The sequence below is a fragment of the Verrucomicrobiales bacterium genome, from assembly GCA_016793885.1.
Lineage (GTDB): Bacteria > Verrucomicrobiota > Verrucomicrobiia > Limisphaerales > UBA11320 > UBA11320.
Genome location: JAEUHE010000172.1, coordinates 1 through 7,519, shown reverse-complemented (window position 1 = coordinate 7,519; position 7,519 = coordinate 1). Strand labels below are relative to the sequence as shown.

Here is a 7,519-nt window from a genome sequence, read left to right as displayed (position 1 = left end):
GCCTGTCCGCCGTAGTAGCCTTGGCGAAGGCGGGTTAGCGCCCGGCGTTTTCCTGCCTGCTCCCCGTAGCTTTAGCGGAGGGGAGACCTCCCCCCACAGAACTCGCGTCTGGGGTTTTCGTCAGTCGCCATCGGGTCGCTTGTCACGCCGCCGCCGTCGTGACCGCGCAATCGCAACGGGTTCTGCTCGGTGTGCCTACAAAACCGCATCGGGTCGGGGTAAATGGCCATCCAGGGATCCGTTGGAAGAAACAGGAGGGGTGAATGCCTACAGCTTGGTTGGAAATTCTCCCGTTTTAAAACTCGATGTTCTCGGATTAGCAGAGGCCCAAACCGTCGTCGGTCCCACCGCGACTATATTCGCGTGGATTCGGCCCTTCAATCCTCTTAGGAGGAATCTGCGAGAGTTCGAGAAGGCTTACTACGGACTTACCGGCGACGAGTCAGTCTTCGGCGATGGAGAGAGTGCTTTTGAGGGGAGCTTGAACTCTGCTCTGGGTATGCTAGCTGGCTCCGCGAATACAAGCGAACCTGGTGTCAATTTGGATCTGAGTACGAAGCATACCCGAGGATGGCTTTCTTTGCAGGAATCAATTCACTGCAACTGTGCCGGGAGGGTAGAATCGTTTAAGGATGATGGAAATGGAAGTTCGTCAGTTGGATGGACACCAATGGGACCGCTTTTTATGGATGGTGAGGGTGAAGCGGACATCCCCGTCTGTACGAGTTTTGGAACCGGGGTACACTGCACTGCATTCGAGCGCTCACGAATTGGTGGGCACGGACAGGTGGGGATGGCGGCTATGTTCCCTGGAGTTGGCGTTCCTTACCGTTGGTCGCGAATCGATTATGTCCTCCGATGTGATAAGACGTATGAGATTCATTACAGCGCGAGCTTTTTTCCATCCCATGCGGCATATCTTGATGGCATTCTCGTGAGAACCAGGATTCAGTCCGGCCTGCCAGGATTTCTCTTCTCAGGAGACAAAAGGGACGCGCCTGGAAGCCAATTTCATGTATTGCGAGGAAAGGTAAAGTAATGAAAGCAGTATCTAGGCTAGTTGAGATAATCGGCGTCGCTTTTTGGCTAACCTGGGCACCGTTTGCATTCGCCGAAGAGGCTCCCCGTAATTGGGGCGCTATCGAGTCGGATATCCTTGCCAGTAAAATATTGGGAACGGCCTCCGGAACCTTCAAAAGGGATTGGACTAATAGTCAACGGCTGTTGTCCCTAGTAGCTGATCGCGACGCTAGCGCCTTAATCCGCCTGGCTAACGTATCGACCAATCCGATTGTGATTTACTCAGCCTATTATGCTCTGAGACAAGTGGAATCGGTTGATATGGCCTTAGATCTCGGTATGGCACTGGCCCTGAGAGGGGACGTAACAAATTTCCATCCGGCGGTCGCATTGGCACAGGTAATGGAAGATCATACCAATGGTCTTAGCAGAACTCTGTTTAAGGCCGCGTTGACCCGAGCAACCCGCCTGGAGAACATCAACATCGTATCGGCACAGCATTTGGCACGTCGGCTCTCTTCGGAGTTGTTGGAAGATTGGTTCGAGGATTCTTCCAGGCCATCCGTGAACATCGACTTTGAAGCGTTGGTCACATGGCGGTTATTGGAGAAAGCTCGACAGAACACGAAGCCCGCTTCAACGAAGATTCTTGCCGCCATGGAGGGTTACTCTCGATTACCAGGGGTGCCCCGTTACGTTTTTGTCATTTGGAAGGAACCACAAGCATTGGCACCTGGATTTGAAAAATTGTTGAAAATGGTAATGGAAGATCCAGGAATACCCGACTCTATGATCTCGATCCTAACGCGTGCCAAACGCAAATTCATTACAACGAAGATCGATCTCACCCAGCTCCGTATAAGTGAGTCTCGTAGAGAGCAAATCAAGTACAGTCTTGTAGAAGAAAAAGATGAGGAGTAGCGGATAGCGTTGGCGCTCACGAAAATTGACCCTTGCAGTGCTCATTTGAAATGCCCCGCTCGTTGCGATGGGCGCATCGTTCGTTTTTGTCCTCCCGTTGGACAAATAACCGATAGTTGTTTACCGCATACGCGTAACCGTCGTTGTGACAGGTCAACACCTCCAGCGCGAGGTAGCGGGCGAATGCTCCGATATCGACGAACCTGGAGACAGCTTCGAGCCTTAACTCCGCATCGTGGCTCTCGAATCGGTCTTTAAGTTCTGGAAAGTTGAAATCCGTTTTCCTGTCATCCTCCGACAGCGTCAACGGGGTCGTGACGTCCTTGGTATATCCCCCTTGGTAGATATCACCTTTGGGGTTCTTGAAGAACTGAGACAAGAGTTGTTCATCGACTCCTGCACATATCACGTAGATGCCCAGATCTCGGCCATTCATAATCACGCGAGCGTGAGTGCAGCGTGAGGAGGCCGCGCCAGCATCTCGAAATATTCGGCTTGCAACCACCTCGTTTAGGTAAGTCAGATCCTGAGCACAATTGTTCAGCTGCCATCTCTGGATGCCGTAGAACGAACTCGTTTTGGAGAATCGGCCGAAATGCAGCGAGAGGGACGGCTTCTTCTCCCTCACTTGTCCACTGCCGATACCCCCTTTCAGGTGCAACCCTACCTGACTCCATTCGTTGCTCCTTTCTACAACGAGAATCAGCCACCGGGGTCAAATCTCTTAGTTCCGATATTGATACGATTTAGGAGGGGTAAGGCTGCATTGCTGCGATGCCAAAGCCTTTGTCGACCCAGCGGGCGACTTCCTCCACGAGGTGGCACGGGAGCTAGGCGACTGAGCCGGGCAACCTGCATCGATCGAACTGTCTATTCCCCTCGTCCTCGCTCTGGTCACCGTTTTTTCCCATCGAAGGCCGTCGGCGAGATGTCCGGGTATGTCACTATCTGCGACAGGGAGGGAGTGTGTAGGGTAGCCCGGATGAAAGCAGGCGATGCAGGAACGCAAGAGGCAAGCCGTGGCAACGATGCCGTGGCGGCGTGGGACGCGATAATGAGGCCGATCTACGCGGCGTGCCCGGAGATGTGTCCTCCGGCGGGCATGACAGGAGCGGTGGATTTTCCGGGGTGGTGGTGGTGTGCGGTGGAACGGGTGATGGGGATCAAGCCGATGGAGGAGTGGGGCAAGCTTCCACGCCCTAAACGAATCCGGCAGTATGGCAGACTGATTGGCCAGGCCGAGGCCATGTTCAAGTACCACCGCGGGAGCACGACCTGGAGGAATTACGATCGCGTGACGGTGGCGGTGCTGGAGAAGGTGCGCCCAGCGATGGAGCCCTGGCTTCAACGAGCCGAGGAAAACGTGGATCTGGAAATCAGCTGGGCGCGGACGTTGAGTTTGGAGGACATGAAGCTTTTCTTCGAGGGTTACGCGGACGGCTTAGCTCGTGGTGGGGTGGATGAGAATGGAGATCCGCGAGGGAGTGTTCCAAACCTCTGGCTGTATGTGATCTTGCTGATGGGTTGGCGAACCGTGGAAGCGCTCCGGAGAACGCCGGGCTGCGGACCGGCTTTGTTGCGTTGGTTGCAAGAGCTGAAAACGGGGTATGGGTTGAACTTTGATTCGTTGCGGGTGTTTTGTGGTCGAGTGGGTTTGAGCTTTGGTCGAGCGGGGCGTCCGGCCCGGAAATAGGAACACCCTCCGAGGAAACGGTGTTCCTATTAAGTCCCGGAGATTGAGGGAAACTCCGGGCTATGAAAACAAGCAGGAGCTCTGGGGAGCTCAAATTAGCCCTGACCCGCCAGGAGGCGGCCCGAGCACTGGGGATCAGTGCGACGACGGTGGATCGGATGACGCGCCGAGGGCAGCTCAAGCCCGTGCGAGTGACGCGGCGGCCGTTGTATGCGGTCGAGGAGCTGGAGCGGTTTTTGTCGGGGAGCTAGGTTCCATGGGCACATCGGCCATGGAATGTTGTTGGCTCGGGCCAGGTGGGAAGCTGCGTTCACTACCAGTCCCCGGTGAGCACCTCGGACCGGTCCTGGTTACTCAGGCGTACGGGAGTTTAGGTGAGATCAGCGCCAGCCGAGAACAAACTCTCTCGGCTGGCGTTTTGCGTTTGGGCGAGGGTTTGGAGGGCCATCCCCTTCCTTGTCTAATCGTCACAACTCAACCGAGATGAGATCGAAAGGCGATTTCGAATCGGAGCTTCGGGCTGAGTTGGAGGCACTCCAGACTGAGCCGGGTTGCGATCGAGAAAGCGAAAGTCCGACGTCGGGGCCTGAGATGAAGGGGAGCGCGGGGAAGATCGCCTACGCAATCCGGATCAACGTAGGGAAGATGATTGAGGATGCTGGGCTGGAGTCGATCGGGTTCCTCACGCTAACGGTCGGAAATCAACGGGATTGGGGGTTTGAGCAGGTGGATTCGGTGGTAGAGGCTTCTCGAAGGTTCAACTCGCTGCGGACACACCTGCTCAAGGATATGTTCGAGCGCGCGGTCGTGGTCACTGAGCGTCACAAGTCCGGGAAGATACACTTCCACGTCGTGGGTATCCTGCAGGGGAAGCCTAACATCCGAACGGGGTTCGACTGGGACAAGTTGAAGCGGAAGACTTACCGGGGAACGTGTCAGGAGTTGCGGGACATTTGGAAAATGCTGCGGAAGGAGTTGCCAAAATTTGGCTTCGGACGGGCTGAGCTCACGCCGATCCGGACCAGCGGGCCACAAGTGGCCAGTTACCTTTCGAAGTATGTGTCGAAGAACTTGGAGGCACGCCGTCCGGAGGATAAAGGGAGCCGGCTGGTCCGATACATCGGGTGGAACAAGGAGCAGTTGAAGGCGTCGGAGTTTGGGTGGGCGACGCCGGGGGCTCGGCAGTGGCGAGCGAAAGCCCGCCAAGCCGCAGCGCTGGTGGGCTGTTACACGCCTGAGGACTGCTATGAGCGGTTTGGGCCGAAGTGGGCGTGGATCCTGACGGAGTGCTGGGGAAGAATCTGCGGCAATGCTCCTGGGTGGGAACTGGACTTCAGCGAGGGCCGCCGGGAAGTGCTGTGGGAAGTGTTGATGAAGTGGGCCGATTTGAAAGCGGTTCCGGAGCGTCGACGCGTGATTGATCGGGAAACCCTGGCCGATCATCGGGGGTTCTTCAGCCAAAGGGAGGGGGTGGGGTGTAGGGTTGGGGAGGGAGGGTGTAGGGGTTCGAGAGATCTGGAAATGGGTGGAAAATGGGCTGATTTGATGGAAACCCCCAGGCTCTCCCCTTGAGGGGTAGACCCCTCCTGCTTCGAATCTCCCCCTCTTGGGAGTAAAGGGGCTTCCCTAGGGGAGGGGGCAGGCCGAGGGAAGGACGGGTCAGGCGACTTTGCGCTGACTGTTGGAATGTTGATTAACGAAGGCCTCGACGAACTCGGCGACTTTGTCCTGCTGGCGGCGAGGAAGTTTGGAGGCAGCTTCAAAGACTTGCTGCAATCGTCCCTTGGCGGCTTGGCGTTTGGGTTTGAGCGGTTTGACGCCCAGGAGTTCATCGACGCTGACCGCGAGAGCCTGTGCCAGTGCTGGCAGGACTTCGCCGCGAGGGGGTGTGCCTTTAAGTTCCCAAAAGGCGATGTTGGAATGCGAAACGCCCAGTTGCTTGGCCAGTTGTGTTTGGGTGAGACCGGCGGCCAGCCGCAACTCAACCAAACGCTGGGCCAGTGGGGGCCGGTTAATCTTTTCGTCGGACTTGCGCATGCCCTCAGTATAAACCGGGGCTGGTGGAACGGAGGGTGATGGCTGAGAAAAGGCTTGCATATATCTCACTATACTGAGAAATAGCGGGCATGTCACTCGCGAACTCTGGAAGTTCACCTTCCGACTTGACGCTTCCGCCAAAAACTCCGCCTCCCCCGCCCAAGCTCGATGCCTCTTGGGATAGGGTGTGCGCGTGTTCCTTTGGTCATTACCCGTGGGACGATTGGAAACGATGGGCACTGGCCCAGGGACTCGATCCGAAAGTGGCCGGGCAAGCCCGGCTTCTGATCCGGGAAGCGTTTAACCACGCCTGGGAGGGATGGCTCCAAATCATTTGCGGTTGGGATGATGATGGCCTGGCCTTGTTCGAGTTTGGGCGGCGTGCGCCTGAGAAAGCACTGCGGCAATGGAATGTTTTGATGCGCACGGACGGGTTCCGGGGGGACATTCATCCCGAAACTCGAGCATGGACCTGGGGTTATTTGCGGTTCGATGCCGGGCGACTGCATGACAGGCTGCTCCTTCAAGCTACGATCTACACTCTCAGCCGGCAGCCGCTCCCAGAACCCAAAACTGACAATGCAGAACCCTAAATCCCATGCCCCGCATCCCCGAAGAAGAACTGGAGCGCGTGAAGCGCGAGACCGATCTGGTGGCTCTGGTGCAAAGCCGGGGCATTGAGCTCAAGAAGCATGGCAGCAAGGACTGGTGTGGGCTCTGCCCGTTCCATCAGGACAAGGAGACGCCCAACTTCATCGTGACGCCGAGCAAGGGGCTCTTCCACTGCATGAGTTGCGGCAGGGGAGGCAATCCGATCCAGTTCGTGCAATACCACGATGGCGTGAGCTTCCGGCACGCTTACGAGTTGTTGCGCCAAGGTGGCAGCGCCGTGTTTAGCCGGGCCGGTGGTGGCGAGCCTGGCCCGCTGAGAGTGAACACGGTGCCGAAGCTGCCGTGTCCGCTGGATCCGGAAGCTGATGACGCGACGCTTTGTCGCCAGGTAGTTGCCTACTACCACCAGCGTTTGAAGGAAACGTCTACGGCCCGCGAATACCTGGCCAGCCGGGGCCTGAACTCCGAGGAACTCATTGACCGTTTTCAGCTCGGGCTGGCGGATCGGACGCTGGGCCTGCGGCTGCCGATGAAGAATCGCAAGGAGGGAGAGGTGTTGCGGACCCGACTCACGCAGCTGGGCCTGTGGCGGGAGAGCGGCCACGAGCATTTTAACGGCTGCATCGTTGTGCCGTTCCAAGACGCAGGTGGGAACGTGGTCAGTCTGTATGGACGGCGGTTGCATACGTCGGTGGCGGCCCGGACCCCTGCGCCCAAACATCTGTATCCGCCGGGGCCGCACCGGGGGCTTTTTAATCGGCAGTGCCTGCCTGCTGACGAACTGATCCTGTGCGAAGCGGTGTTCGACGCGTTAACGTTCTGCGCTTATGGGTTCCCCCACACGATGGCTCTCTTTGGCACGGAGGGATTTACTGATGAGCTTTGGGAAGCGATCAAGAACGTGAAGCGAGTTCGGATCGCTTACGATGCGGACCAGGCCGGAGAACGAGCGGCACAGCGCGACGCGGAACGGTTCCGAGATCACGGGATCGAAGTGTTTCGGGTGAAGTTCCCCCACGGCATGGACGCCAATGAATACGCCTGCAAAGTGAAACCAGCGGACAAATCGCTGGCGTTGCTCATAAACGCAGCGCAGTGGCTTGGTGGCGGGAAGGCAAAGCTTTCACTCAATGCGGCTTCGCTCACGCCTTCTCCTTCTTTAGCTGCTTCTGTTAGCAGCTCATCCGCCTTCGCTGAAGGCGCTACGGCGGACAAGGAGGAAGACGCGACTAAAGA

8 protein-coding genes are annotated in these 7,519 nt (G+C 57.1%); 6 read left to right on the top strand and 2 right to left on the bottom strand.

The genetic code is table 11. The features are described from left to right. Positions 1–1,038: 1,038 nt before the first annotated feature. Positions 1,039–1,941 (top strand): hypothetical protein, encoded by a 903-nt coding sequence (locus JNN07_19490; GenBank protein MBL9169929.1) that lies wholly within the window; start codon positions 1,039–1,041, stop codon positions 1,939–1,941. Between the two features lie 16 nt (positions 1,942–1,957). Here the strand turns inward: JNN07_19490 and JNN07_19485 are convergent, their stop codons facing one another. Continuing rightward, positions 1,958–2,569, bottom strand: a complete 612-nt coding sequence (locus JNN07_19485) for a CotH kinase family protein (GenBank protein MBL9169928.1) — start codon at positions 2,567–2,569, stop codon at positions 1,958–1,960. Positions 2,570–2,923: 354 nt separating this feature from the next. Between JNN07_19485 and JNN07_19480 the strand changes: the two genes are divergently transcribed. From JNN07_19480 to JNN07_19470, 3 genes are all read left to right on the top strand, one after another. Beyond that, positions 2,924–3,634 carry a hypothetical protein gene (locus JNN07_19480; GenBank protein ID MBL9169927.1) on the top strand — a complete coding sequence of 237 codons (711 nt, stop codon included), beginning with the start codon at positions 2,924–2,926 and terminating at the stop codon, positions 3,632–3,634. Between the two features lie 62 nt (positions 3,635–3,696). Continuing rightward, a complete protein-coding gene (locus JNN07_19475) occupies positions 3,697–3,885 on the top strand; it encodes a helix-turn-helix domain-containing protein (GenBank protein ID MBL9169926.1) in 189 nt (62 codons plus the stop codon). Positions 3,886–4,117: 232 nt separating this feature from the next. Next, complete coding sequence (locus JNN07_19470) at positions 4,118–5,206, top strand: hypothetical protein (GenBank protein ID MBL9169925.1); 1,089 nt, start codon at positions 4,118–4,120, stop codon at positions 5,204–5,206. Positions 5,207–5,293: 87 nt separating this feature from the next. Here the strand turns inward: JNN07_19470 and JNN07_19465 are convergent, their stop codons facing one another. After that, a complete protein-coding gene (locus tag JNN07_19465; GenBank protein ID MBL9169924.1) occupies positions 5,294–5,731 on the bottom strand; it encodes a helix-turn-helix transcriptional regulator in 438 nt (145 codons plus the stop codon). Between the two features lie 29 nt (positions 5,732–5,760). Between JNN07_19465 and JNN07_19460 the strand changes: the two genes are divergently transcribed. Beyond that, complete coding sequence (locus JNN07_19460) at positions 5,761–6,264, top strand: hypothetical protein (protein MBL9169923.1); 504 nt, start codon at positions 5,761–5,763, stop codon at positions 6,262–6,264. Positions 6,265–6,269: 5 nt separating this feature from the next. Then, positions 6,270–7,519 (top strand): toprim domain-containing protein (locus tag JNN07_19455; GenBank protein ID MBL9169922.1); only part of this gene is annotated, 1,250 nt, incomplete at its 3' end.

Coding starts and splice junctions, on each gene's coding strand:
- JNN07_19460 (MBL9169923.1), top strand. CDS start 5,761: ATGTCACTCGCGAACTCTGGAAGTTCACCTTCCGACTTGACGCTTCCG.
- JNN07_19470 (MBL9169925.1), top strand. CDS start 4,118: ATGAGATCGAAAGGCGATTTCGAATCGGAGCTTCGGGCTGAGTTGGAG.
- JNN07_19475 (MBL9169926.1), top strand. CDS start 3,697: ATGAAAACAAGCAGGAGCTCTGGGGAGCTCAAATTAGCCCTGACCCGC.
- JNN07_19480 (MBL9169927.1), top strand. CDS start 2,924: ATGAAAGCAGGCGATGCAGGAACGCAAGAGGCAAGCCGTGGCAACGAT.
- JNN07_19490 (MBL9169929.1), top strand. CDS start 1,039: ATGAAAGCAGTATCTAGGCTAGTTGAGATAATCGGCGTCGCTTTTTGG.
- JNN07_19465 (MBL9169924.1), bottom strand. CDS start 5,731: ATGCAAGCCTTTTCTCAGCCATCACCCTCCGTTCCACCAGCCCCGGTT.